At 40.6% G+C, this 24630-nt stretch carries 25 protein-coding genes; 2 read left to right on the top strand and 23 right to left on the bottom strand.

Annotated features, from left to right (window positions below; all coding sequences use genetic code 11):
- Positions 1–6 precede the first annotated feature (6 nt).
- From AC1Z3S_RS03130 to AC1Z3S_RS03115, 4 genes are all read right to left on the bottom strand, one after another.
- Positions 7–561, bottom strand: coding sequence for a hypothetical protein (locus AC1Z3S_RS03130; RefSeq protein ID WP_461739140.1), 555 nt, complete (start codon positions 559–561; stop codon positions 7–9).
- 47 nt (positions 562–608) lie between these two features.
- Positions 609–737: a hypothetical protein gene (locus AC1Z3S_RS03125; protein WP_461739139.1), complete on the bottom strand. Its 129-nt coding sequence runs from the start codon at positions 735–737 to the stop codon at positions 609–611.
- Positions 738–739: 2 nt separating this feature from the next.
- Positions 740–1156, bottom strand: coding sequence for a hypothetical protein (locus AC1Z3S_RS03120; protein WP_461739138.1), 417 nt, complete (start codon positions 1154–1156; stop codon positions 740–742).
- Positions 1157–1653: 497 nt separating this feature from the next.
- Positions 1654–2565, bottom strand: a complete 912-nt coding sequence (locus AC1Z3S_RS03115; RefSeq protein WP_461739137.1) for a metallophosphoesterase — start codon at positions 2563–2565, stop codon at positions 1654–1656.
- Between the two features lie 184 nt (positions 2566–2749).
- On the opposite strand from AC1Z3S_RS03115, the gene AC1Z3S_RS03110 reads away from it, so the two are divergent.
- A complete protein-coding gene (locus tag AC1Z3S_RS03110; RefSeq protein ID WP_461739136.1) occupies positions 2750–2986 on the top strand; it encodes a hypothetical protein in 237 nt (78 codons plus the stop codon).
- A gap of 226 nt (positions 2987–3212) precedes the next feature.
- Here the strand turns inward: AC1Z3S_RS03110 and lepB are convergent, their stop codons facing one another.
- From lepB to AC1Z3S_RS03055, 11 genes are all read right to left on the bottom strand, one after another.
- A complete protein-coding gene (gene lepB, locus AC1Z3S_RS03105) occupies positions 3213–4280 on the bottom strand; it encodes a signal peptidase I (RefSeq protein WP_461739135.1) in 1068 nt (355 codons plus the stop codon).
- Entirely contained in the window at positions 4273–4956 is a 684-nt protein-coding gene (locus tag AC1Z3S_RS03100; protein WP_461739134.1) for a hypothetical protein, read from the bottom strand. The genes lepB and AC1Z3S_RS03100 overlap by 8 nt, the downstream gene beginning before the upstream one ends.
- 36 nt (positions 4957–4992) lie before the next feature.
- Complete coding sequence (locus AC1Z3S_RS03095; protein WP_461739133.1) at positions 4993–6078, bottom strand: WxLIP family cell surface protein; 1086 nt, start codon at positions 6076–6078, stop codon at positions 4993–4995.
- A 160-nt stretch (positions 6079–6238) separates the two neighbouring features.
- A complete protein-coding gene (locus AC1Z3S_RS03090; RefSeq protein ID WP_461739132.1) occupies positions 6239–7087 on the bottom strand; it encodes a WxL domain-containing protein in 849 nt (282 codons plus the stop codon).
- A 69-nt stretch (positions 7088–7156) separates the two neighbouring features.
- Positions 7157–7966, bottom strand: a complete 810-nt coding sequence (locus tag AC1Z3S_RS03085; protein WP_461739131.1) for a WxL domain-containing protein — start codon at positions 7964–7966, stop codon at positions 7157–7159.
- On the bottom strand, positions 7966–8277 hold the full coding sequence (locus AC1Z3S_RS03080) for an EF2685/EF0750 family sortase-dependent surface protein (protein WP_461735227.1): 312 nt from the start codon (positions 8275–8277) through the stop codon (positions 7966–7968). The genes AC1Z3S_RS03085 and AC1Z3S_RS03080 overlap by 1 nt, the downstream gene beginning before the upstream one ends.
- Positions 8278–8291: 14 nt before the next feature.
- Positions 8292–11894 carry a mucin-binding protein gene (locus AC1Z3S_RS03075; RefSeq protein ID WP_461739130.1) on the bottom strand — a complete coding sequence of 1201 codons (3603 nt, stop codon included), beginning with the start codon at positions 11892–11894 and terminating at the stop codon, positions 8292–8294.
- 140 nt (positions 11895–12034) lie between these two features.
- Entirely contained in the window at positions 12035–12751 is a 717-nt protein-coding gene (locus AC1Z3S_RS03070) for a winged helix-turn-helix domain-containing protein (RefSeq protein ID WP_461739129.1), read from the bottom strand.
- Between the two features lie 267 nt (positions 12752–13018).
- Complete coding sequence (locus AC1Z3S_RS03065; protein WP_461739128.1) at positions 13019–14128, bottom strand: tyrosine-type recombinase/integrase; 1110 nt, start codon at positions 14126–14128, stop codon at positions 13019–13021.
- 553 nt (positions 14129–14681) lie between these two features.
- A complete protein-coding gene (locus AC1Z3S_RS03060; protein ID WP_461739127.1) occupies positions 14682–15962 on the bottom strand; it encodes a helix-turn-helix domain-containing protein in 1281 nt (426 codons plus the stop codon).
- A gap of 376 nt (positions 15963–16338) precedes the next feature.
- Complete coding sequence (locus AC1Z3S_RS03055; protein WP_461739126.1) at positions 16339–16599, bottom strand: hypothetical protein; 261 nt, start codon at positions 16597–16599, stop codon at positions 16339–16341.
- A gap of 408 nt (positions 16600–17007) precedes the next feature.
- On the opposite strand from AC1Z3S_RS03055, the gene AC1Z3S_RS03050 reads away from it, so the two are divergent.
- Complete coding sequence (locus AC1Z3S_RS03050; RefSeq protein WP_461739125.1) at positions 17008–17469, top strand: GNAT family N-acetyltransferase; 462 nt, start codon at positions 17008–17010, stop codon at positions 17467–17469.
- 89 nt (positions 17470–17558) lie between these two features.
- Here the strand turns inward: AC1Z3S_RS03050 and AC1Z3S_RS03045 are convergent, their stop codons facing one another.
- Genes AC1Z3S_RS03045 through trpE form a run of 8 tightly spaced genes read right to left on the bottom strand, consistent with a single transcriptional unit; the run spans position 17559 to position 24478 of the window.
- Positions 17559–18125 (bottom strand): GNAT family N-acetyltransferase, encoded by a 567-nt coding sequence (locus AC1Z3S_RS03045; protein ID WP_461739124.1) that lies wholly within the window; start codon positions 18123–18125, stop codon positions 17559–17561.
- A 47-nt stretch (positions 18126–18172) separates the two neighbouring features.
- Positions 18173–18937, bottom strand: coding sequence for a tryptophan synthase subunit alpha (trpA, locus tag AC1Z3S_RS03040; protein ID WP_461739123.1), 765 nt, complete (start codon positions 18935–18937; stop codon positions 18173–18175).
- Positions 18934–20127: a tryptophan synthase subunit beta gene (trpB, locus tag AC1Z3S_RS03035; RefSeq protein WP_461739122.1), complete on the bottom strand. Its 1194-nt coding sequence runs from the start codon at positions 20125–20127 to the stop codon at positions 18934–18936. The genes trpA and trpB overlap by 4 nt, the downstream gene beginning before the upstream one ends.
- Before the next feature lie 11 nt (positions 20128–20138).
- Positions 20139–20762 carry a phosphoribosylanthranilate isomerase gene (locus AC1Z3S_RS03030; protein ID WP_461739121.1) on the bottom strand — a complete coding sequence of 208 codons (624 nt, stop codon included), beginning with the start codon at positions 20760–20762 and terminating at the stop codon, positions 20139–20141.
- Positions 20762–21532, bottom strand: a complete 771-nt coding sequence (gene trpC / locus AC1Z3S_RS03025; protein ID WP_461739120.1) for an indole-3-glycerol phosphate synthase TrpC — start codon at positions 21530–21532, stop codon at positions 20762–20764. Before trpC ends, AC1Z3S_RS03030 begins: the two co-directional genes overlap by 1 nt.
- Entirely contained in the window at positions 21533–22546 is a 1014-nt protein-coding gene (gene trpD, locus AC1Z3S_RS03020) for an anthranilate phosphoribosyltransferase (RefSeq protein ID WP_461739119.1), read from the bottom strand.
- Positions 22530–23117: an anthranilate synthase component II gene (locus AC1Z3S_RS03015; RefSeq protein ID WP_461739118.1), complete on the bottom strand. Its 588-nt coding sequence runs from the start codon at positions 23115–23117 to the stop codon at positions 22530–22532. Before AC1Z3S_RS03015 ends, trpD begins: the two co-directional genes overlap by 17 nt.
- Positions 23114–24478: an anthranilate synthase component I gene (gene trpE / locus AC1Z3S_RS03010; RefSeq protein WP_461739117.1), complete on the bottom strand. Its 1365-nt coding sequence runs from the start codon at positions 24476–24478 to the stop codon at positions 23114–23116. The genes AC1Z3S_RS03015 and trpE overlap by 4 nt, the downstream gene beginning before the upstream one ends.
- Positions 24479–24630: the final 152 nt, after the last annotated feature.

The following is a 24630-nucleotide window of genomic DNA, read 5'->3' as shown; positions in this document are numbered from 1 at the left end:
CCCTCCTTACACTGTATCTTCGGCCAGCTTTTGCAGCTCGATGCCATAATGAATCACCCCGGCCACCACATATAAAATCAAGCCATAAATCAGGCCGCTATCCAAGCCGTATTGAATATCATAATCTTGATCAAAGAGATTTTGCAAGAATTTTGTCACAAAAGGATGAACAAAACCGGCAAACAAACCTGAACCGATTAAAGTAAAACTAATCAGCTTTAGCTTATGCAAGTATTGCTTTGAAAACGGGGATTCCCCTTTGGCCAGCCCTTGAAAAATGATTCCGCCTTGATAAAAAATACAACTATTCGCTAAAAACAAATATAGCCCAGTGGTACCATCAATCCAATGCTGCAGCTCAGCTCCACTGCCGCCCAGTCTCATCCCAGCACCCTCTGAACGCAGAATCATGAAAAACTGTGGATTAAAATCAAAAGAAACATCCCCTACGTGAAAAAGATTTAAAACAAGCAGAAGGACAAAAATAATTTGCATACCACAGACAAACCAGAAAATTCGGCCTAACCAACGGGCAATCCTCTGAAATTTTTTCACTCCCATAATTTTCTCCCCTTTTAAACTAATTTTAAATTACAGCTAGCTTCGTTTTAAATTACGTCGTCAGATAGTTTTTGCAGCTCGATGCCATATTGAATAATCCCGGCTACTGCGTACATAATCAGGCCGATAAAAAGACTCGGCCCCACGCCCAAGGTAATTAAATAGCCATTTGGCATTGCTAAACTTTGTAAAAGTGAATAAAGTACGCCAGCATACAAACCTTCAAGCACCAATAAAAACTGATGTTGCGGATTTTCCGTACAAACCAGGGACTAAAAGGTGTTTCCCCCAGAGACAAGCTATAAAAAATTTCCGAACCAAGATAACAAGAGGTAATCAAGGCAAAGTTTGATAAGAAAATACTGCAGAGGTCGATGATCTTCATCGCTAAATTATCCTGTAGTAACGAATTAACATCAGCAGTGAATAACGTGTAAGTTGCCGGTTCGTAAAGGTAGGCGCCACCTTCGTCAAGAAACATGAAAATAATTCCCGTCAGTGTTAGAAAAACTAGCGGCACAAGTTTCACTAAATACGTAATCAGAAAAAACCAATAAAGAATCCGAGCCACCTTTTGAAATCCCTTGATCCCCATCTCGCTCCCCTCCTCAACTCTAATTATACTAAAGTGATTTATCCAAAACAATAACTAATTATCGTTTTTCGATAATTTCATTTTTAAACAAGGTTCCATACTGCTGATAATTTTTGCCAATTTTTCCTTATGCTAAGAAATTTTAGTGAATTGCCATTGTGCTTTTTTGTCGTGGTATTTATCCGGCAAATTTTAAAAATTATTTTTCGGTTAGAAATCGCTTTTCACTAAAAAGAAGGTTTTTGGAAAAAAGTTTACTAACTAAATCGTCATGGAACAAGAAGCACCCTCTAAAAAGCACAAGTAAATAGAATCGTAGAAAATTTCAAGCTAGCTGAATCAATCAGTAAAAATTATTATCAGCGAGCTTCCTTTGAAAAATGTTCATACTAAAAAAGCAATGAAAACAAGCTAATGCAGTGAACCTAAAAAGTCAGACCAAAAATCTAACTTTCGGGGTCACTACATTAGCTGGCGATTTTCTTAGTGCTCGTTGATTATTCATTTGTTGAGTAATCCCATAAGGTTAACGCCCGACGGAACTCTTCTTTTAAGTGTAAACGCCGGTAGCGGGTAAACTCAGTTTGGTTATCCTTTAGAATTTTCCGCAGCTTCATCGGATTGAATTCCGGCATCAAGTTATTTTTCATCACAAACTGGCGGGTAATCTGCCACTCGAAATAATAACCAAAAGGCTGACAAGAATAGAGGGTGCCATTGATTTCCTGTTGGGGAAAACGGCGATGAGTATGGCCAAAGACCACCAATTCAAGATTGCTGTATTGGTCAAACAGCGCGCCGGTTGCTTCGCTGCCTAAAAAGCCATTAAAACTATTCCAGCGCTCATAAGGCTTTTGTTGATAGACAATAAATTCTTTTTTCGGTACAAAATGGGTCGCAATGATTACTTCTTTTTGCTGTTGAGCTAAGTCATCCAGAACCGATTTCAGTTTGCGTAAAATTTCTCGATTGATAGTCGGATCATCGGCCTCCCGATGGATAAATCGGTCGTACCAATAAAGATTTTTAGTAGCCAGATTTTTAACCGGGTCCTTTTCCACCGAAAAAGAATAGTCATACCAACCATTAAAGGCCAGCAAAACCAGTTTGTCATTTAAATTCTGATAGTCTAAATTCAAAAAATGCCGGTCCGGATAATCCTCAATCTGCCCAGCCACATCCGGCATTTCATGATTTCCAAAATTAAAGGTTACTGTAATTCCGTGCTGCTCGATAAAGGCCACCATCTGCAAAACCTTTTGAACTTTATTCGCCGTGTCCCCCGCCAAATGTAAATGAGTCACCCCCGACTCCTGCAGTACATCCGCCAGCATCGTCAAATCCACCTCATCCAGCTGATTAATATCCATATGTAAATCCGAAAGAATTGCCAATCTGCTTGTTGTCATAGAAAAAGCCTCCGTGATAAGTATAGCTTAGAGTTGGGGAAAATAACAAAGGCTTGGTTCTAAGAATTTTCTAGCGTTTTCCTGCTCGATGATTCTAGCTGTTGCTCGTTTTTACAAAGGCAGTATAATTAATCATGAGAAGCCTGAAGAAAAGGACTCTTAACCACCGAGAAAGGAGCAGCAAATGGATTTAAAAGTTATTGCTGTAGCTGGTCTGATCACCTTTGCCAGCTTTATCGGCTATGGGCTCTTTTTAAAATGGACTGACGGGCTTTTTTGGTCGCTATTTTTCAGCCTGCTCTTTATCAATAACCGTCAACAAGAACAGAAAATCGGTCAGCAAATTGCCCAACAAATCTGGAAATTTGCACCACCAGCCTTCATCGCTTTTCTGATTTTAACTGTGATAGCTTTTTGGTGAGGGCTGGTAACTTTAAAATTAGACGTGCGTCAGGCGAAAACCAATGAACTCTTTGAAAAAATGTGCCCGCCAAGAAAATAGATAACTAGACACGTTGAAGCCAAGTCATCGATGTAAGGCAGTGGTTGGCATGTTGATTTTTGGAATAAAAAAGCCCATTACTCACCTCAAAACAAAGGTCGAGTAATAGACTTCATATAAACAATTATTAACAAGTCAAAATAAATCAAAACGAAGCCAAACCATTAATCGGAAACAATCGCATCTTTACAACTCCGATGATTTGATCTGTATCAATTAATCCATATTGGCGACTGTCGCTGGCAAAGGAGCGATTATCGCCTAAAACCAAGTAACAATTATCAGGAATTCTATTTTCGCCAGTAATCTCAGCCAGCCGAAAATTTGCTGTATAATTTCCGCCGTTAGCCAGAGACTCGTTGATTTCATCGATGATAAAGGGCTCGCTGATGATGCTGTCATTGACATAAAGCTCATCGTCAACATACGCAATATCCTCACCAGGCAGTCCAATCACCCGTCTAACTTGTTGGGTATTCCCCCGCTGAATCACTACCAAATCCATTCGCCTCACGCTAGTCGTTTTACGGACGACAACAGTATCGCCATCCCGTAAAGTTGGAATCATGCTGAAGCCATTTACCTTGGTGATAGTGATAAAAAAGGAACCAATCATCACAAAAATCAATAAAGTCCCTGCAGAAATAAGCAACAACTCTTTAAAATGAATAATAAATCTAATCAGCTGAGGCTGTTTTTTATTTTGCTGATTTTTTTGTTTCTGAGTTCTCTTTTTAGCAGTCGTTTTTTTGACAGCCAATGGGGTTGCGGAATTCTTTTGCTGATTAGGCTTTTTTTCGATTCTAGTGGGGGCGGAATCTTTTTTAGTTAGCGCTGCTTTTCCAGCAGCGCTTTGCTGTTTCGCTAACTTTGCCGCTTCTTCTCTAGTTTTCACTAGACTTTTTTTAGAGCCAGCTTTTTTAGCTTCTGTTTGTCTTACCTTAGCCTTACTAGCTTTGGCTGTTACTTGATTTTTAATTTGCGGCTTTTTTGTAACTCTAGCTTGGCCCTTGACCGGAACTGCTTTTTTTATTTTTACTGGGTCCTTGCCTTGAGTATTTTTTTTAGCTTTTGTTTGCCCCGCTTTTAAAGTATCCTTTTGAGAGATTGCTTTGCCATTCCCCTTAACAGCTCTTTTAACTTGTTCACGCGTAGCCGACTTTCTTTTAGGGTGATTCTTGGATTGACTCGTTGTTTTTTTCGCCTTACTCATTGCCTCCACTCATTTCGGTTTCCAAGGCATCTTTATTTACTTGGAAGTAGTCGAAAGCCGCATCTTCCAGAGTAATCACTCGTTCGATGTCACTAGAATACTGAGCGACTAGTTCAGGATTGCCATAAAAATCAGCTGCTTGACGAGTCAAGTTAAGACCCAATTCCCCGAGTGAAGCGTAATATCGGTTCAAAACTGTTTGTCCGTCTACTGTATTTAAAGAATTAGCTACCTTGCTTCCATAACTTGCTAGACTAGTTGATAAATATCGGATATTGCGATTGATAGCATCTTCCTCCTCCTCTTGATTCTCGGCTGATAAAAGTTGCTCCTGAACTTCCCTAACTAATGAATAAGAACGGGCAACTAAATCTGCATCATCAGACGAAAGATTGGTTGACTGATAGAACATCCCGTAAGCTGTCCCACTACCGAAAATCAAGGCTGCAAAAAAGAGTATCACTACTTTTCGAAGACTAGCTTTTTTTTGTTGCTGAATTTTTTTTTGAGCTCTTAAAAACCTCATGCGCTTTTTTTTATTTTTGGGTAATCGCTGGGGTAATTTTTTTAGCTTACTTTTTTTCAAAAGAAACTGCAGGATAAAATAGAACATAAAAATAATCAAGATAATCGTGGCAGCAATGCCAATCATTATCACCCATTCCAGAATTGTCATTGCTTCCCCCCTGTATCTTTAAGTGGCATATAATCATTATTTATGCTTACCTTTTTTATTTTTTTTATTTTGTTTGCGGATTCTTCTCACTACTAAAAAGCCTAGCAGTACAACAGCTAAAAAGCCGCCAACTATCATAGCAATGATCTGCCAGTCAAATCCTCGGTCTTGTACCAAGCCGACATCTCGCTCATTGAACTCATCGGCCTCTTCCTGAGTAATTTCAAACTCCTCGGTCCATTCCCAACTTTGATTGCCAACATAAGCATTTACATGAGCTGTATAAGTTCCCGGTGTCATGCGATCTCCATTCATACTAATCGGAAAGTTCATAAAGCTATTAGGGGCCATTCGCATCCCCGTTTTACGAGATTCCCACAGCACCTGACTACTGCCACTCTCTGAAATTTGAGCTTGAACTGTTAAGCCATTTACATATGTAGCGGCGATATTTGAATAATTTACAAAAATAGTATTCCGATAATTTTGCTGTTCAGCAAACGCTTCATTGAATGACAACTCTGGGGCAACCTCTACATCGCTTTCTCGCAATAAAATGGACACAGCATAACGGTAGCGGTTACCCACACGAGAACCACCACTGGCATCATCTGATTGAGCGGCTTCTTCTTCTGGCCGTTGCATAACGAGTCCTCCCGCAATGACTCCATCGAATGAAGCTTCCGGCATTTGAATCGTTAATTCTAGTTGCTTAGTTTCACCAGCTGCTAGTTCGACTGAATCAGGACCTGAGACAATTTCCGTAAAATCATAGGCCAAAGAAGGGTCATTTTCAATACTATTGGTAGCGTATTCTATGACACCATTACTATTAGTTTTTGCACCATTTAAATCCAAATTAACTGTTACAGATTCCTCACTGGGGTTACTCAAAGTCAAGGTAATCGTTTGTTGTTGCCCAGGTGTCATCATCAAATCATAATAGCCGAGACTTGTATCAGTCTGGTTTTCTGGAAAATCAACTTGATAGTTGAAACCAGTTGCTGTGCCACTATTTTCTTCTGTCGTTGCCAATCCATTTAGAGGCAAAGCGAGCAACAAAAATATGCTAGTTAAAAAAAATTTGACGAAACTGATTTTTCCATGTTCTTTTTTTTTCATCTTAGTCACCATCATCCACTATATGTATTTCCTAGTTGATAGGAATATGTACCACTTTTTTGAATTAACAAAGAGCAAGTGGCTGCGTCACAAGTCTATTACTGTATTGACTCATATCACAACCACTTACTAAAATTTCAACTCAAACCTGGGCTTCGTATTATGCCAATGAAGCGATTGTCCAAGTAACTAATGCTTTATAATTTGCTGCAGTCATACTTGAAGCAGTTGCAATCGGAACATTTAAGACAACGGCTTTATCAGCTGTGTCTGCTACCCCACCAACCGCAATATTTGCATCCGTTTGAGAGTAACTAGCACTTTGACCGAATTCAAGCGTGTATTCACCAGCACCAGTTCCATTTGTTGCTCTGACAACTTCCACTGCACCACCAGTTCCTGCCACAGTATCTTCCATAGATAATTCAAAAGCAGTATTTGTCATGGTTCCAGCAGTTGCTGGATTATCAAAATCTGTTTCTAAAATCCCATTGTTAAATGAAATAGAAGCTCCATCTAATGTCGCAGTTCCTAATACTTCTGCACCTGTTCCGTCAGTAGTATAACTAGTAAATTGTTGCGTTAACTCTGCTTGAACGGTATAGCCAGCATTGGTACCTCGGATGTCACCAAAGACGACCATTGCCCCACGAGTCACTTCTACAGGAGTCCCATTCGCCACTAATTGATTGACTGTTTGCGCAGCGGCAGGTTTATTAATTTGAGCACGACCAGTTTTGATTTCACCAAAATTCAAATCCGAAACATTTTTAATCCCTAATTGGCCTGGATCAACACCCGGAACTAAACCGCCAGGGTCAATTTCTTCACCAGGTTTTTCCGGATCGACAATTGGCAAAGTAGGATCTAAGGTACCAGCAGATACAATAACACGGCCAGTTGAATCTAGTGAATGAGTCGTACCTGCTGCACTTACTCCCACTGGTGCCAAAAGTGTTGCCCCGATAGCTGCTACCATTGCAGTAGCACATAAACTTCTTAATTTCATTTTGTTTCCTCCTATAGTTTCCTTTTTATTTACAAATGGGTTTCCCCAAATTGTCAAAGATAAGTGGTATTAGTTTGTCGGACCTGCTGTTAATGTCCATGTCAAACTTGTACTGTATTGCACTGGATAAATTCGTGTACTCTCAGGAACTCGCAGTTGAATCGCTGAGTTTGTATAAACTGGCTTATTGAACGTTGCGTCCATAACGCTTTGTCCTGTTTCATCAAGAACAGCAGTGAGCGTATTAGCAAGACCCTCTTGATTTTCCTCAGAAGCTCCAAATTCAATGGTCCAAGTTCCTTTGCCTTGAGTGGAAGAAGCGCTCGCTACCGTGTATGCTGAGCCGATTTCTTGAATCTCAATCGTATCTCTTGTCACAGACGGCTCGTCACTTATACCTCCTGAATTTGCCCAGCCTTTATCAAAGGACAAAACAGCCCCATTTAGACTTTGCTCATCCATTTCTTGAATGACCCCATTGTTAAATTGAGTATCTTGCGAGAGTTGTAATTCCCAGCCAGTTGCTGCTGCTCGAACGTCAGTAATCTGCACATAATATCCCCTTGCTTTTGTCTCGCTATGAAACAATTGGGCTAATGAGTTATATAGACGATCTTCTGTAGTCAGCTCATGTTGGCCAAAACCTAGACTTGAAATGAAATCAAATCTAAGTGCACCATCAGTTGATGGTCCCGGTCCTGGATCGACATCATCCCCTGGAAATTCCGGGTCAACAGGATTTGTTACTCCAGAATCCTGAACCTCCAGTGAGCCATTTTGATTAACGCTATGACTTGCAGCTTCTGCTCTATCAATACCTATACTCATTCCAAGGAGAAGAACCAGACTGCTTAAAGCAATACGTGATTTAACTGTCATCAGTCCGCCTCCTTCTCTTTTTTGCGCCGGTAATAGAGTAGCAGCAGTATGGCCAAAATAACCCCGCCGCCAATTAGGCTGTAATTGCGGACGACTTCGCCAGTCTGAGGTAATTTGCCACCAGTGTCTGGCAAAACTTCACTTGAAGATGTCGCTGGTGCTTCTGTCGAAGTTTCATAAAATGTAATTTTTCCATCAACTGTCGCTTGTCCTCCAACAGCATCTGTAGCCAACCCAGTCACTCCACCACTTAGACAACCCACAAACAGGATCACCAGACTAAGGAGAAACTTTGAACCTATTTTTTTCATTTTCCCCTTCCTTTCTATGGTCCTGCTGTGACGGTCCAAGTAATCTGGCCGTTATAACTGCCCAAATTTGAAAAAGTGGTTTCGCTAGGATCCGCAATCAGCTTCAAGCCTTCACTATCAGCTGTGGTTCCCCAGCTGTCGGTAATCACTTGATTCCCGCCTGTTGCATTCACAGCAATGGTTTGTTCTTCATCCGACAAAGGAACTTCTTTTAAGTTTGCATCAACGTAAACTAACGCATTAGACATGACAGACTTTGTTTGATCATTGGTCATCTCTTTTGTAAGAGTCGCTGTTAACGTCCATCCACCATCAACCTTTGCGCGATTATCGCTGATCACTAATTTTTCTCCGTTTAAGTTAGGATTGTCTCGTCTTTGAACTGTTGCATCAAAGACAATCGTGCCAAAATCAATTGAGCTTGGCGCTGATTCAATCGCTAAAATACCTGAGAAGAGATAGTTAACTGACTGTGTCGTCTCCGTAAAGGTCACCGTCTCTGGATTTGGTCGGCCAGTTGTTTCCAACGTATAGCCGTGATTGGTCACTGAGGAAATCTTCGCCAGCACTTCGGTATTTGTTGCTAAATTGATTGGCTCAGTTGGTCTGCCTGCAATTTGAATAGCAGTCTCCAGAACCTTGTTATCGCCATCAATAAAGTTCACCGTAATCCGGTTGTCATAGACCGTAATCGTGACATTCACGGTCGCCGAATTGCCCGCTTCATCCGTCAGACGAACTTGAATCGTTTTGTCACCTGTTGTCGCAACAATTGTTTCAAAATCTGGTGTGCCAACAAATTCCACTATCACATCATCTGGTGCTGACACATTATCTTGAATATTGGTCACAAAATCTCTTGGATCCATCGCTTCTAAATCAGCTGCATTTAAAATGTTGATGCTTTGATTTGCTGGATCAGCCGTTGGAGCCTGATCATCACCAAAAGTAATCGTAACTTCTCTAGAGACCGTTCTGCCATCAACCGTCAGCGTTAACGTAATTGTTTGAGCAATATTGGTCATTGAACTGCTAGCAACAACTCCGCTAGTATCGATAGTAAATTTTGACTCATCCGCTTTGACATCAGAATCTGGTGTCAAATTAGTTAAGTCCGCTGTCATATCCAATTCCCAAGCCTTCATGTCATACTTTGTGAGTAAATAATCCCGCAGTGTGTTATTAGTCACTTGAGTATTCCATTCAGCGATGTTGCCAGTGGCTGCTAAATCCGACTCAATTGCTAAAGAAGCCGTCACATCAATGCTGGCATCATCTAGAACAATTAGCGGAACATAAATATCTTCCGAGACGTTCCCCGCTGCATCTTCTAACGAAATCAGTGAGTACTTATCCTGGTAACGCCCGATGGTTTGGAGTTGTGCCTGTAAATCTGCATTAGAGATAGATTGGCTAGCCGTAATCGCATCGGCTGCACTGGTTTCGTCACTATAGCTTAGTAGAAAACCTTTTTGCCAATCACTGTTAGTAGCATTTGACGTAAAGAAATCTGCCCCACCAACATTGGCAAAAGCCCAGCGTCCAGTTCCGATTGGTGGTGTTACATCAGTAATTGTCAAATCAAAGGTTGTTGTTACCTTTTCACCGACATTAATGGCTGCATTGACATCAGAAGCCACTGTGATTGTGTAAGTTCCTGCTCCGGAAGTCTTGCTAAAGCCGCCATAATCTTCAATACTGAAATATTCAGGATTCGTTGCATAGTCATAATTGGTAGTCGTACCTTGATAGGTCACCGCTAATTCCGGATTTCCTTTGCCTAAAATATAAGCATCAAAAGCCGCATCTGATAAATTTTGACCGTAGTAATCATCGGTTCGTCCGGTATTATCAGTTGCCGTCAACGTAGCCGTATTAGCACCAACTAGAACAGGTACAGCAACCGTTCTTTCTACACCACGAGCAGTTGTCAATGTTAAATTGACAGTAATCGTCCCTTCAGTTGCTGTGCTTGGCAATGGTGTTTCAAAAGTGACCGTGACAGGTTCATCAAATGAATCATTGTTAGTATCAACTGCTAAATTATCCAACATGCTTGTGCCAGGATTTGCAAAAACCGTTTCGATATCGCCATTAGGTTCAATTGTCAATCCGGATTTCGGTGTTGCAGAAGGAATCCCTTCATATAAAGTTTTTGCTTGGCTAGCATTGCCATCAACGATAGAATCATAAACTTTTTCACCAAAAGCATCGGTTTCATAAGTTAAGGTCGTTTGCGTTGCATCCAAATCAAAGACCATATACCCGTTATCAACACTAGCTTGATTATTGACATAACCATTTTGAGCATTTAGGACATCAAAGCTGCTGTTTGGTGTGCCATAAACATCAATTGTAAAAGTATTACCATTGAACTCATCTGATGTTGGATCTTTTGGTGAGACGCTTAAGTTTTGACCAGAACCAGATATGTCGAAGTCAGAGGTAACATCTACACCAGAAATTTCATTGGTTACCGTGATACGACTCAAATCAACATCAAAATCAGTTGATGGTAAGGTTGTGTCGATGACGAAGCTGTTGTCACGGAACCTAGCTTCATTATTGGAAACAGATTGGACAATTTGATAGTGTAAATCTCGATAGCCAGATTCTGTGTGAGTAGCATTGTTGGTAACACCCTTGACAGCTGGTTGTGAGTGGCCGACGCGACTAATTGCGCGGGAATCATAATAGACACCTAGCGCACCATAGTTCTCATTTTCCTGAAGCGGTCCTTTAGTAAAGCTTTGACTTAATGTAGTCCCTTCAAAAGCATAAGAAAAAGTATGAAGCAATTCGTACTGATCAGTCCCTAAACCAGTTGTTTTCAAAATACCATCGTTTAATGTATACCCGACTCGGCTATTATCTGGAACGTAAAAATTAGAAAAATCATTATCAGTCTTCTCCATTGAGAAAGTTTTTATGACGTTGATATTCCTAGCATTCCATAACCCTTTATAATTCAAAGGCTGTTGGGTTTCAGAATCATAAAACTCCCAATGATAATCAGTTGTATTATTCGGCTGCATCGCACCAGCCCACTTACCTTTTCCTTGCGTTGTCTGCAAAAATGACATAAATAAGTTGCCAAATGTAAAGTCAGTTACTGATCCTTCAATAAATAAATAACTTACATCTTTATCTTTGTCTTTATATAAAGGTCCATGAAATGTCATCCTATAGCCAGTAACTCTATCTACTACTAATTTTACGTCAACTGCTCTACCTTGATAAAACCCGGCATTACGTATAGTAACAGAGCGTTCCACGTTAGAAGGATAATTGGATGCTGAAAACACATAACTATGAGACTCTCCTGGTGTTGGAGTCCAACTCGCCATATTTTCAAAATCATAAACAGTAACATTTAAAGGTTCATAACTGGTATCCTTATTTAACTGAAAATATGCTCCATATTCTGGTGGTAATTCGTCATCAGCCAACCCGGTCGTACTATTAATCAAGTTAACCCCGGGTGCCTTTTCCAACGCCAAATACCCATCAGGTGTTGGCGCAGCCTTCGTATCCGTCGTCTGCGCTAAAATAATTCCCCCAACGATTGCTGCTATTAAAACGGGCAATAACAACAACCCAATTTTTTTCTTTTTCACTCGTTTCAACTCCTTTCGTTAGTGCTAGGGGAGTAGCACTAGAATTATTTAAAAACCCTTTTATTTAGAGATACTTAACAGCAGACATGAAAATTGTTCTGCCGTTCCCAACAACAGCACCCCCTTTCAAATGTTTCCGTCTAGTCTGAACTCTGACTAATCTCCAAATTTTCATCAAATAAAGTTTCTGACAAAGCGTAGCCATCCCGCCAATTGGACATAAAAAGGTCAGGGTCAATGCCGCTTTTTTTCATTTTGAATTTGACCTTTTTCACAAGCTGAGACAATTGGGAAAAAGTCGAATTGTCCCCTTCCCGCTGCCAGATATATTCGCTTAAATCATTGCGATTAATGAAGTTGCCCGGTTGTTCTTTGAGAATTTCATATAGCTGCTTTTCTTTCGGCGAAAGCCGATTCTCAAAGGAAAAACGAATAACCGTGTCAATCGGCTCTTGTTCGTGAATGCTCCGTTCTGACTGCAGCACAACGGTAATTGGTTCGGCAAGTTTTTCCCGCAAATCACTTAGGGAAATCTCTGAGTGCAACCAATTTTTTAAACCAAGTTTCTGCCACTGGGCAAACTCCTCCTCTGTCGGTAAGCTCGTATCGCACCGGAAAAAGCGAGTCCGGTCGAATTGCCGCTGCCGCAAAATCTGTTCAATCTCTTTGTCTGGCACTGTTTCACTGAAAATGATTAACGGAAAAAGTTCAAAAAAGCGCTGTGACTCTTTACTTCTTTTCAACAGTAAATCAAGAATTTCAATCGAAAAAAAAACTTCATAGCCTAATTTTTTTAATTTCACATCGATTTGGCTATCAATGGTGCTACTCCTGCTGAGAACTGCAGCACGACTCATGCAATCACCTCCACTTCTGGATTTTCTAAAAAAAGATTAAACTCATTTAACTGCCTTGAATATTTAAGATAATTTTCACCGAACTACTCTAAACTAGCTTGTAACGGCAAGCTTTCCAGCAATTTATTGAGTCAGAAAAATATCTTGTAACAATCAGTTATAAGATAATGTGCTGAAACCCTTTCTGGAAGCAGGTTTGACAAGCCATGATGGTAATATTGACGACAAAAAAACCAGTCAAATTTTCTTTTGACTGGTTTTTTACTGTTATTTATTTATCTGATAAAGCTTATCCAATTTGCGAATTTCCTTCACTCTTTGCTCCATCAGAGACTCACTGTAGGTGTCCAGTGTCAGCTTGATGGACTGGTGGCCCAAAATCCGACTCAGACTGGCGACATCCATCCCGCTTTCTAAACAGCGGGTAGCAAAGGTATGCCGCAAAATATGAAAATGAATGTCCTTCAATGAAGTCTCAGCCAGCATTTTTTTAAAGCGGTAATTGATAATCCGCGGTTCAGTTAAGCCATGTTTACAAAAAATGACATGATTAGATTGGCTACTGATTCTTTCTTTTAGCAAGAGCTTCCGTAAAATCTTCGGCATTGGCACAAGGCGTCTGGAAAATTCAGTCTTTGGCGCTGTAATTATTACTTTTGTTTTCTTTTTGGAGTCATCCGTGTTGTGAATTCGATTGACGGTTTTACTGACACTGATTAGATTGCTTTTAAAATCAATATCCTCCCATGTCAGGCCGCTGATTTCACCAATTCGCAGACCCGAATACAAAGAAATCAAGACAGCTAGTCCGTGAGTGGATTGACTGCTGATTTTTTCAAGCTCCCCTTGTTCAGCACGACTTAATGGCTGGTTTTTTTTATATTTCTTTTTCGGCAACTCAATTTCAGTGATAGGATTTACCTGCAGCCAACCGTTTTTCTCTGCCAGTGTAAAACTTTGTTTGACAACGCTGAAAATCAATTTGATGGTTGCTGGACTCAGCTTTTGACTGACTAAATCGGCAACGAAATCCTGCAATTGCTCTTTGGTTAATTGATAAAAAGTAAAATTTCCCAGATAAGGAGCAATATATGTATGAATTATTCGTGAGTAAGTATAGTAAGTGGATTCTTTAATCGAATGAGCGACCGAATCCAAATAAATTTTTTCCAAAAATTCGCCATAAATACCTAAGTAACCAGTTGTCTCCTCAATTAGCTGCTGATTTTGTTTAATACGAGTCAGCTTTTCCTTTACTTCCAAATATTTCTTCCCATAGACTGATCCATAATAAGCTTTTTGGCCCAAGCGATACTTTAAATAGCGGCCCTCCCATCGACCGTCTTTTCTTTTGTAAATATTTTCTCCACGTCGCATCATTATCACCTTTCTTTTGACCAGAATCTTGACGGCATTTACTCCCAGCAATTATTAATTCTCATTTTTTTAGCAAATAAAACAAAAACATTCCTCCAAAATAAATTTGACTGCCAACTCTTTTTTTCTCCTAGCTAAACCCCTTATTTATCACAGAAACATCTTTTATTTAAAAAAAGTTTTTTTGGAATAAAATCACTAAAGAATCAACTTTTATTCAAAATATATTAATTTTATATTATTTTAAGATTGACAGTTAAATAAATCGGATTTAATATTTATATATAGAGTTTATTTTAGAGAAAATACATTTATCTTATAACTGATTGTTATAAGATAAAACTAATATTATCTGAATGTATAACGATGCCATTCTCCGAGGCATTATATTTTTTCAAGGTCGAATTTCAGAATGTCTATTTAAGCAGCTTCTTCTCAGAATCTAACTTATATATTCATTTTACTGAAAAAATTGCTTTTTTCGCTTTTTTGAAAATTATTACCAAAAAAAATGAACGAGTTTAAAAAAACTCGTTTATTTTTCATTTTCAAGTTAGATGAAACTTCGAAATCGTAAATACCTATTAAATATTTGTATGACTAAGTTTCCTAGAATAGATGCTTTCTTGTACATTTTTTTTGACTGATAGTACTCCATCAACCGATTAGAGACATCTATTGCCTGATAGGGATTTGAGGCAATATTTTTTTCATTTTCCAAATAGCTTTCACATAATTCCACAAACAACATATAGTTGCCTTCGTGATAATGTAACAATATAGTAAAATAATCCTTATTGGTTTGAACTTTGGAAGGGTAAATGTCTAGATTTCTAATCATCTGCAATACTTCAATTAGATTGTTTTCTTCGTTTTGTTGAAGTAAAGTTGTTGCAAATATGTACAGTGATGGAATAAGATCGAAAGATATTTTTTTTCTTTTTGTTAACTTCTTGATTGCGACAATAATTTCAGTTTTATTTATTAGCAAAGAATCCGTATAAGAGTGCAATAAGATTTTTGTGACTAAGATAAGTTCAGGAAAAACAGTTATTGTACCTTTACTTTGGATAATGATTTTTTCAAAAATATGAGTTGCTTCTTTGGTAAACCCATAATAAAGGAGACATCTTCCGTACATAAAATTCCAAATTTCATTCAAATATGCTCTCTGAAACACGGAAGAAAACTCTTCTTTGATTTTTGGCAGCTTTGTTGAAAGCTCTGCTTGCTTTCCTAACTCCCACTCAATTAAGCATTCTTGTAACTTCATAACAGCAAGTTCTTCAAGATTTTCGGCATGAATATATTGAATATATATGTCGGCCCATGCTAATGCTTCAACATAATTGGATTCATTAAAATCAACTGACCATAAAAAAAAGAGACAGGACTGTATTAAAATTTTTTGCTTCTCATTTTTACTATCACACTCTAGAATAACAGTTTTACAAATTTCTTTTAAAGCATCTACGTTGGAACATTGATTCAACTCCCCTGCTGCCTTAAATATCTCTAGTGAAAAATGGAGAGAGGATGTCATAGTTAGTTTGGACAAATCTTTGAATACCGTACCAATTTTTTCTTCATTTCTTTGAAAAGCTAAAAACTTAAATTTTTCAACTTTTCGCCTTTTTGACGAACATTCGATATCAGTAAATTTGTCTGAAAAGTCTAACATTCGGCTAAGTGAGTATAGAAGTTCTGGGCTTGGTTTTCTCCTCCCACTTTCAATGTTTGATAAATGTGATCTAGTGATGAACACTTGTTTGATAACCTCTGATGCAGACAATCCTTTTCGTAACCTCTTCCATTTTACGATTCTCCCAATCATAAAAAGCACCTCTACTCTTTCTTGCTATTTAATCAATATTTTAAGTTGCAATCGTAAAAAATAACAATAGAAAAATATAAAAAGCTGTTTAACTTTCCCGATTAATATCTTCTAAGAAAAATAAGTTTACAATGAAAATATCTTCAAAATTAGCAAGTCATATTTTTTAAGGATTAGCAACTATCTCTTTTTCGTCAATTGAATAATCTTCAATTGACAAGCAATAATAATTATCTTATGAATTACCTATTTTATTATTGATTAAGCACTCTGATTAATTGGAAATCAAAAAAAGTCGAAACTTATTAGGTTCCGACTGATTTCATACTTATAATATTGTAAATTCATCTGTTCTGTTTTGAACATGCCCGATTTATCAAATCATTCCCAACAAAACCATACCCAAAATAATCACCAGTGCAATGGCAATCGGGGAAATAATTTTAAAAATCAAGGCGGAAGCACCAGTGCCGACATTTCGTTCCAGTTGATATTTCGGATCATTGCGGTCCCGTTGAAATTGATTCAACGTCCGGGACCAGAACAGGCCTCCCGTTGCCCGCATCACAAGGGCCAACCCAATTAACACAGCGCACATAAATAAAAGCACCAGTACAATTGACAATTTTGCTGCCATCTTCAAGCCTCCTTCACGCTAAAACACCTTCATTCAGTCCATTTACCAAAAAAATTCCACACCACTAATTTATTAATATCCAGCAAAATTATATGAAACCAGCTCAATATAATTTAAAAACGTTTATCTCGGTTGGCATCTTGAATCCCGTGTTTAACCGCCAAACGAATCAGAAAATAGAAAATGACTGCCCCAATTGCATAATAAAATAAAGCAAAAATTGTTCCCAACATAAGCTGCACCCCTTTTGTTTTAATTATACCATATGAATCCCCTTACAAAACGTTGCAACGCTGTATATGACGGCGAGCTGTTTAATAATTTCAAGTTTTTTATAACAGCTGAATACTATTTTCAAATAGTGTATGCTTAACTTAGAAGAACTTTCAGGATGGGAGATAAAATAGGATGATAAAAAAGCTAACAGCAGAAGCTGACATCAAAGCCGGTTTAAAACTTGTCACAGAGGTCTTTAATACCTTTCAGGCGCCGGATTATGGAGCGGCTGGCATTGCCAGTTTTAAAAACTTTATTGACTTTCAGCAGCTATATCCTCAAATTATTAGCGACAAAATCAGTTTGTACGGTTATTTTATCGACCAACAAATAGTTGGTCTACTAGGTATTAGAAACCCTAATCATATCTGCCTACTTTTTGTGGCGAAGACTTATCATCGCAAAGGGATTGCCAGAAAACTTTTTGCTAATTGGCTAAAGGAACGTTCAGCCAATCCTGCAATAGTCACTGTCAACTCTAGTCCTTATGCGCTGGCCGCCTATCAAAAACTAGGTTTTAAAGGTGATACTGCTGTTATTGAATCAGATGGCATCAAATTTATTCCCCTGACATTAACTTTGAACAAACATTAATTGAAGCAAGCTCTAATACAGTGAACTCAAAAAGGCCTCGGATAAGAACATGCTAATCGTATGTTCATCATCTAAGGCCTTGCTTCATTTTAATGGGTAGCTCGCCATTCTTCTCTGGTAATCGCCCACTCTAAATAATTGACCGGTACTCCGCGGAAAATCCGATAATTTTTGAAATAGCCCGCCTGGTTCATGCCGATTTTTTGCATAACGCCACCGGAAGCCGGATTTTTTTCGTTATACAAGGCATTGACCCGAATCAGCTTGAGTTGCTCAAAGGCTAGATACAATAGCGCAATGCTGGCTTCAGAGGTATAGCCTTGATTCCAATACTGGCGATTCAAGACATAGCCCAATTCGCCGGTGACTTTTTGTTCATCCACCCGCAAATCAATCGTGCCAATCAAGCGCTTGGTTGCCTTCAAAACAATGCCGTATTTGCCAAAGGGCTCCTTCATAAAATAATTGGCAATTACCTGCTGGGTATCCTGCAGCGAGTCGTGCTTCTCATAAATAAATAAAGTCGTTTCATCATCGCTGGCAAAAATATGCATATCACTGGCGTCCATCAGCGACACGGGGCGTAAAATCAAGCGTTCTGTTTCAATCCGCTGATTTTCAGCAAAAATCAAATTGTAATTGACGAACTCTTCCATCTGGTCACCTGCTTTTATTTATTTATAAAAGCATACCACAGATTTGATTAAGCTAATAATTTTTCCACAAAATGTGTGACTTCACTCAAGGGCTCTTCTGCCAGCAGCCGCACAATTTTACTACCGATAACCACCCCATCACAGCTTTGGCGGAAACGTTCGACATGCTCCTTTTCCGATACACCAAAACCGGCTAAAACCGGAATCTCACTGATTTCATGGATATATTTTAAATGGGCATCCAAATCAGCCCGATAATTTCTGCCAGTGCCGGTGACGCCGTTGACAGTCACCGCATAAATGAAGCCTTCACCAGAGGCCACCAAGGTCGCAATCCGTTCCTTTGTACTGGTGAGAGTCACTAGCGGCACGAGGGCAACGTCGCTCTCATCTAAATAAATCGTCACTAAGTCCCGATGCTCATAAGGCAAGTCTGGTATGATTAAACCTTTAACATCCGTGTTTGCTAGTTGCGCAATAAATTTTTCTAAGCCATAGGCGTAAAAGGGATTGAAGTAGCCCATTAAAATCAGAGGGACCGGTGAATTGAAATTTTTTAAGACTTCCAAAATTTCTGCGAGGCTCACTTGCTGAGCCAAGGCTCGCAAACCGGCCTCTTGAATCACCGGTCCATCAGCAACGGGATCAGAAAAAGGGATACCGACTTCGATCGCTGCCGCCCCGCCTTTTGCCAAGGCGGTAATTTCAGCTGGTAACTGTTGCAAACTGCTGGCCCCCGCCATTAAATAGGGAACTAAAATCGTTTCACCAGTGGCTTGTTTTCTTTTTAAAATAGTCGTTAATGATTTCATTCTTGGGCCTCCAAACGTTCTTTTATTTGATTGACATCCTTGTCGCCTCTCCCGGAAAGGCAGACAATCATCACTTCATCCGGCTGCATTTTGGCCGCTTCTTTAACGGCATAAGCAATCGCATGGGCACTTTCCAAAGCCGGAATAATACCTTCTTTGCGGGATAATAATTGAAAAGCGGCGACTGCTTCGTCGTCAGTAATCGAAACATATTCGGCCCGTTTAATATCATGCAGATAAGAATGCTCCGGTCCGACACCGGGATAATCTAAGCCAGCGGAAATCGAAAAGGCTTCTTTAATCTGTCCGGCATTATCTTGAAGCAGATGCATTTTGGCGCCATGCAAAACGCCAACTGAACCCACTGTGATTGGTGCCGCATGGTCTCCGGTTTCAATGCCTAAACCAGCAGCCTCAACACCAATCATCCGCACGTTTTCATCCTCAATAAAAGGATAGAACATGCCGATGGAATTACTGCCGCCACCGATACAGGCCATCACTACCTCTGGCAATTTACCTTCCGCGGCTAAAATCTGTCGGCGGGATTCGCTGCCAATCACACTTTGATAATCCCGGACAATCGCTGGAAAAGGATGGGGACCTAAAGCTGAACCCATCACATAATGAGTGTCCTCCACATTTGCCACCCAATAGCGCAAGGCTTCATTGACCGCATCTTTTAAAGTTTTACTGCCGGACTGGACGCTCTCGACTGTTGCGCCTAACAATTCCATCCGAAAAACGTTAAGGGCCTGGCGTTTGACGTCGACTTCTCCCATAAAAATCACACATTCCATCCCGAACAAGGCAGCGACGGTCGCTGTCGCCACGCCGTGCTGACCGGCGCCGGTTTCCGCAACAATTTTATTTTTACCCATTTTTTTGGCTAATAGCACTTGGCCTAGTGCATTATTAATTTTATGAGCACCGGTGTGATTTAAATCTTCTCGTTTCAAATAAATTTTGGCCCCGCCGGCGTAGTCGCTCAAGCGCTCAGCAAAATACAAAGGATTTTCCCGGCCAACATATTGTTTTAAGTAGTAAGCTAATTCAGCTTGAAAAGCCTCATCTGTTTTTGAGGCTTCATAGACCTCTATTAGTTCTTTGACAGCATACATTAAAGTTTCTGGGATAAATTGGCCGCCGTATTCGCCGTAAAAACCCTTCTCATCTGGTTGTTGATACATAATAATTGCTCCTATTCTTGACTGGCTGCTTGAGCCTGTTGTAAAAATTTTTGAATTTTTGTTAAATCCTTAACCCCGTTCGTCTCAACTCCGCTGGAAACATCCACCGCAAAGGGGTGAAAATATTTTTTAGCTCCTTGAACATTATCAGCGTTTAAACCACCGGCAATAAAGAGCGGCTTAGCTGGTAAGTCAGCGAGTTGAACCGCCGACCAATCGAAGACTGCCCCGTTGCCGCCGACAAATTCTTTGGCGGGGGCGTCTAACAATAAATAATCATATTCTTCTTGATAAGCTCCACTAGGTAATTTTCCAGCAGCTACACTGAAGGCCCGAATGATTGGCAAAGGAAAACTTTCTCGTTTTTCTGCTAGTTCCTGTGGCAGTTGACCATGGATTTGTACGACGTCCAAGCCGGCAGTCTGGCTGATTTCCTGTAATTCAGCCAAACTCGGAGAGACAAAGACGCCGACTTTTTTGATAGATTCTGGCAGATTTTTCGTTAATTCTGCCGCTTGTTCTGGTGTCACTCGCCGTTTGCTTTTAGCAAAGACAAAGCCAATGAAACTGGCGCCGTTTACGATAGCGGCGTCAATCGCTTCTGGCGTTTGTAAGCCGCAAATTTTCACCTGCATCAGACCTGCACTCCTTTACGCGCCACTTGCAGCTCTTGAACTTTAGCTTGGGGATTTTGGGCCCGCATCAAAGTTTCACCGACTAAGACTGCTTGATAATTGTCGGCAATTTCTTTGACATCCTCGCTCGTCTTAAAGCCAGACTCGCTGACAAAAATCTGTTGATGTGCCGTGTTACCTAAAACGACACTGGTCGACAGGCTGACTTCAAAGGTTTTCAAGTTGCGATTGTTGACACCGATAATCGCCTCGGGCAAGGTCAGCGCAACCGCCAATTCCGCTTCATCATGGGTTTCAACTAAAACTTCCAAATCCAAGTCTAATGCTTGTTGGTACAACTCCCGCAATTTTTCTTCAGAAAGGGCTGCAACAATTAACAACACCAGACTGGCGCCGGCATTTTTAGCACGAATTAACTGCTTTTGGTCAATGATAAAATCTTTACAGAGGATTGGCACCTCAACAACTGCGGCAATTTGTTTCAAATCAGCGATTGTTCCTTTGAAGAAAACCGGATCTGTCAAAACGGAAATAGCTGCCACGCCGGCTTTTTGATAAGCCTGCGCCTGAGCCAAAATATCAACATCCATATTGATATCCCCTTTTGAAGGGGAGGCCCGTTTGACCTCACCGATGACCTGCACATTTTCTGGATGAGCTTTCACATAAGCCTTAAAGGATAGTCGCTGTGGTTGCGGCTGTAACATTTCCAACGGCATTTGTTCAACTTCCAAAACTTTTTCGGCTAATATTTTTTCTAAAAAATCCATTTAAGCGACCTCCCTTTGACTACCAACTAGCTGGCGCAATTTATCATAGGCGGCGCCGCTGGCAACGATTTGTCTAGCTAATTGAATGCCGGCCGGCAAATCTGCCACCAAGCCGCTAGCCACTAAGCCGAGGCCAGCGTTTAAAATAGCGGTGTCGGTGTAAACTGAAGCGGTATTTTTTAAGACACTTTCCAAAATCGCAGCATTTTCTAAAGGACCTGACCCTTGAATGGCGGCGATTGGTGCCCGCTGAAAGCCAACTTCTTCTGGTGTAAATGTATATTCAGTGACCTGATTTTTTTGATAAAAGGCATAATGGTTCTCGCCGGATAAATTGGCTTCGTCCATCCCACCGGCACCGTTGACGACAATCCCTTGGCGCCGACCGAGTTTGCCAAAGGTTTCAGCCGTGGCTGCCACCAAATCCCGTCGGTACGTGCCTAAAAGTTGTGTGTCCAGTTGAACAGGATTAGTTAACGGCCCAATTAAATTTAAAATTGTTGGCGTGCCCAACTCTTTACGAACCTTCATGACGTGGCTCATCTTCGGATGCATCGCCGGTGCAAAAAGAAAAGCGATACCGACTTCATTTAAGAGATAGCTGATTTTTTCTGGTGTAATCGCCAGTTGAATGCCTAAAATCTCTAAGACATCGGCACTACCAGAACGACTAGAAATGCTGCGGTTGCCATGTTTCGCCATAGGAATCCCCGCCGCCGCTAAAATAAAAGCGGACGTGGTTGAGATATTAAAACTATTGGAACGATCGCCGCCAGTGCCGCAATTGTCCATAGCGGCTAGCGGTGTCTGTTTAATCTGCAGCGCTTTTTTCTGAATCGTCTCAGCTAAGCCCGCCATTTCCTCTGGCGTTTCACCTTTGATTTTCAGACTGGTGAGAAATGCCGATAGCTGGGCTTCACTTAATTGACCTTCAAAAATCAGGTTGGCAACTTGAGCCATCTCTTGGCGGGTTAAATTTTCCTGACGATATAATTTTTCAAAAATTGTTTGCATAATCCAATGCCTCCATCTCTGTCCGTTTTAAAAATTGGTCAATCATGCCTTGACCGCTTGCAGTGCCGATTGATTCGGGATGAAACTGCAAGCCGTATATCGGTAGGCTCTGATGTTCCAAAGCCATAATCGTTTGATCGTCGGTTGCTCGGGCGGTAATTTTCAACTGACTAGGAAAGCTACTTTCTTCGGCAATTAATGAATGATACCGCATCACGCTGGCATCTCTTAAGTCATTAAACAATCCCGCCTTTTCAAAAGTTAGCTGACTGATTTTCCCGTGGCGAATCTGCGGCGCCCCCACTACTTGACCGCCAAAGAGTTGCACGATGGCTTGATGCCCTAAGCAGATACCTAAAATCGGTTTGAGCTGATAAAATTTTTGCAAAAGTGTCGGCATCAGACCAGCCTCTTCTGGTCGGCCGGGCCCGGGGGATAAAATAATGCCATCCGCCCTGGCTGCCGTTTCTAAGAGTTGCGGGTGGTCATTACGCAGGACCACCACCTCTCCACTGACTTGATGAACGAGGTTATAAGTAAAGGAATCATAATTATCAACGATTAAAATCATCGGCGTACCTCCAATAAAGCTTTAGCTTTTTGCAGCGTTTCAAAATATTCACTGGTCGGGTCGGAATCATAAACAATCCCTGCTCCAGCTTGCACATAGGCTTTCTTTTGATGGACCACCATTGTGCGAATCGCAATGGCAAAGTCCCCTTGATCATCTTGGGAAAAATAACCCACCGCTCCAGCGTAAATTCCCCGCCGCACCGGTTCAAATTCATAAATTCGCTGCATCGCGCGAATTTTCGGCGCTCCGCTGACGGTCCCTGCCGGTAAAGTAGCCTTCAAGGCATCCATCGTTGTTTTTCCAGCAGCTAATTTTCCAGTGACTAATGAGACGATGTGCATCACATAGCGGTATTTTTCAATAACCATCAGCACCGGCACTGTCACCGAACCCACCTCAGAGACACGACTTAAATCATTGCGTCCCAAGTCAATCAGCATCATATGCTCGGCCCGCTCCTTCTCATCTGCCAGCAATTCCTCAGCTAAACGTTGATCCTCAGCTTTATCTGCTCCCCGTTTACGAGTTCCGGCAATGGGATTGGTGGTAACAATATCTTCTTTGACACTCACCAAGCTCTCCGGCGAAGACCCGATAACTTTGGTGTCGCCAAAGTCTAAATAATAAAGATAGGCTGAAGGGTTGCTAATTCGCAGATGGCGATAATAATCAAAGGGCGGAATCTTAAAATCTGTCGTCAGTCGCTGGGAGGGGACCATCTGAAAAATGTCCCCCGCTTTGATGTAATCTTTGACCTTATTGACGGTTGTTTCAAATTCTTCTTGTGTGAAATTACTGGTAAAATCAAAATGAAAGTCCTGCAAATAGCTCAATTCCGTCGGAGCAATTACTCGCAAATCCTGTTGAACTTTTTCTAGAGCATTGCTCAGGTCGGCTGACTCCCGTTGCGAATAGCAATTGTCCTCCACTAAAATAATTTCTTCTTTAGCATGGTCAAAAATTAAAAATGATTCATAGAGATAAAAATGCAAGTCTGCTATGCCCAATTCGTCATGGGGCAGTTGACCAATATCTTCATAAGCCGCAATCACATCATAACCGGCATAGCCAATAACGCCTCCTTGAAAGGGCAATTCTTCTGTCAAACCTTGCTGGGTGATGACTATTTTTTCCAATTCCTTTAAAGGGTCAGCTGTCGCAAAAATCTCTTGATTAATCTGCATCAGGCCATCTTTATAAGAAATATCTTTGACTGGATTCCAAGCAATCACCGAATAGCGACTTTTTGACTGGTCGCGGGGAATACTCTCCAACAAAGCTTTATGTTGCCCTTGAATGCGTAGGTAAGCACTGATGACGGTTAAATTATCGGCGGGAATACGTTCTAGTTTTCTCATAAGTTTTGCTCCTGATTGTTAAAATTTAATTTAGCGATTGTCTATTTATCAGTTTTAATTTGTGAGAGGTGTTCTTTTAAACAAAAAAGCCCTCAGACCCACCAAAAAATGGTAAGTCTGAGGGCGAATAGCTCACGGTGCCACCTCAATTA

The organism is Enterococcus sp. LJL90, assembly GCF_056924355.1.
Note: the sequence above shows the minus strand (reverse complement) of the source record. Positions and strands in the feature narration are given on the sequence as shown.